This is a genomic window from Paenibacillus thiaminolyticus, assembly GCF_003591545.1.
In the GTDB taxonomy this organism is placed as follows: Bacteria; Bacillota; Bacilli; order Paenibacillales; family Paenibacillaceae; genus Paenibacillus_B; species Paenibacillus_B thiaminolyticus_A.
The window spans coordinates 1-2,386 of record NZ_QYZD01000068.1; the positions used below are offsets into that span (position 1 = coordinate 1).

Sequence of the window (2,386 nt, forward strand, 5' to 3'; positions counted from 1 at the left end):
CCTCACGTACGGTTTGATGAGGAGGGGCAGAAATTTTCTGCCCTTTACTCTAGCGGGACATAATGGTGGCGGAGCAGAGATGATGAAAAACTGATGATAAAAAAGAGATATGAAGAAGATATGATGAGAAGAGATGATGAGAAGTAATGATGAGAAGTGATGAAAAAAGAATTGACGAATGGGGTAATGTTCGATATAGTTGCTTTAATGGATAAAAGCTTAAAAGCGTATAAGCGTTGAAATGAGAAAGCGATAAATTGAAAGAGCAGAAAGGATGTAGCCCCATGATCGTTATCGTCTCGAATCAGACTTCGGAAGAGCGGGTTGCGGAACTCGTGCGCATCATCGAGAAGGCGGGCAACCAGGCCCATATCTCGCAGGGCACGGACCGTACCGTCATTGGCATTATCGGTAAGGCAGAGCCTCAACTGGCTGAACATCTTAGACAAATGAAGGGCGTAGAGAACGTGATTAAAATTACGAAATCATATAAGCTGGCTAGCCGTGACTTCCATCCGGAAGATACGGTGATCAATATCAAAGGCGTAGAAATCGGCGGCGGCAATCTCGTCGTCATGGGTGGTCCGTGCGCCGTAGAATCGCCGGCGCAGATTGACGAGATCGCGCGCCTGGTGAAGGCGGCCGGCGGACAAATCTTGCGCGGAGGGGCCTTCAAGCCGCGGACGGGCCCGTACAGCTTCCAAGGGGTCGGCGTGGAAGGTCTCGTCATGATGGCCGAGGCTGGCCGGAAGCATGGGCTGTTGACGATTACGGAGGTCATGACGCCGGAATACGTCGATATTTGTGCGGAGTATGCCGATATTCTTCAGGTCGGGACGCGCAATATGCAGAACTTCGATCTGCTGCGCAAGCTGGGGGAATGCGGCAAGCCGGTCTTGCTCAAGCGCGGATTCAGCGCCACCTATGATGAATGGCTGAATGCGGCCGAATATATATTAGCCGGCGGCAATCCGAATGTCATGCTGTGCGAGCGCGGCATTCGCACCTTCGAGACGTATACTCGGAACACGCTGGACTTGACCGCTATTCCGGTGGTGAAGCAGCTGAGCCATCTGCCGGTCATTTCCGATCCGAGCCACGGCACAGGCCGACGCGAGCTAGTGGAGACGATGTCCAAGGCATCGGTGGCCGCGGGCGCTGATGGATTGATTATCGAGATGCATACCGATCCGGACAACTCGATGACCGGAGACGGGGTACAGTCGCTATTCCCGGATCAATTCGCCAACCTGCTGCGCGAACTGGAGCAGTTGGCGCCGCTATGCGGCAAGACCTTCAATACGGAGAAAATGGAGCCGTCCCATTTCGCGACATGGATCAAGTAAATCTATTTTACTTGCAAGTAGAACAGTCTCTTTCTATGAGGAAAGAGGCTGTTTTTTTGTTTTCAGCGGCAATCGGGTGCCGCTTCGATAGCGCATTGCCGCACGCCGGCCGTGCCGAGGGGCCTTGCGGCCATGACGGCCAGGCTGAGGGGCCTCGCGGCTATGGCGGCCACGCGTGCTCGTCGCTATGCGGCCAGGCGTGCTCAGCAGCCATGTGTCTTGGTGCCGCTGTGGGCAAGCCCTAGGTGCGTGCGCCTAACCGAGCGTGTTGGCAAGCGGACAGCGGATGCGTCTATGCGCAGCTGCGAGCAAACGTGGAGCTTGCAGTGCCTATACGAGCGAGTGGGAAGCGGCCGGCGGATGCGTCTATACGCAGCTGCGGGCAAACGTGGAGCTGCGTATGCGACTACCGGTCCAGGGTTAAACAAGAAATGCTGCAAATTTACAGCTTTTCGTACCCCTATTAAGGAGATTTTGTGAAATTGGTGCAAAAATACATCAATTTGCCCATTTCTGTCCCGATTGGAGCCGAAACGAGCAAAATTCCTGCACATTTGCAGGATTCCCTTATTCGAAAATTGATTGTTCTATAAATCCTGTATTTTTGCATCATTGCGGAGTAGCCGGATGGGCGCAGTGAGTTCACGGCTGAGAAGGTGCATTGCGGAAGCTGGTCAAAAGACGGGATCTGCAAGCCAAGAAAGGGGAATAATCGAAGCCGAGTAAATGGGCGAGTTCCCAGCCAAGAAAGGGTCATGCGGAAGCTGGGGAAAAGGCGGAAACTTCGAGATAAGAAATGGTAATACGGGAACTCGGGCAAAAGGCGAGTAAGGGTGAGGACAAAGGCCCAAACCGCAAAAGAGGCGAACGCCAAGCCAAGATGTGCCCATATTGAAGCGAGAAAAGAGGCGTGGCCCTACAAGACGAAGAAGTTGGCAACAGAGCGAGAAAAGAGGCATGGCCCCTACAAGACGAAGAAGTTGGCAACAGAGCGAGAAAAGAGGCATGGCCCCTACAAGACGAAGAAGTTGGCAACAGAG

Annotated in this window: 2 protein-coding genes; both read left to right on the forward strand. The window is 53.4% G+C overall.

Annotated elements, in window-relative coordinates; genetic code table 11:
• Nucleotides 1-284 precede the first annotated feature (284 nt).
• Nucleotides 285-1,346 carry a 3-deoxy-7-phosphoheptulonate synthase gene (gene aroF / locus DQX05_RS29415; RefSeq protein ID WP_119796784.1) on the forward strand — a complete coding sequence of 354 codons (1,062 nt, stop codon included), beginning with the start codon at nucleotides 285-287 and terminating at the stop codon, nucleotides 1,344-1,346.
• 833 nt (nucleotides 1,347-2,179) lie between these two features.
• Nucleotides 2,180-2,386: hypothetical protein (locus DQX05_RS31545; protein ID WP_220483310.1), on the forward strand; the 207-nt coding region annotated here is incomplete at its 3' end.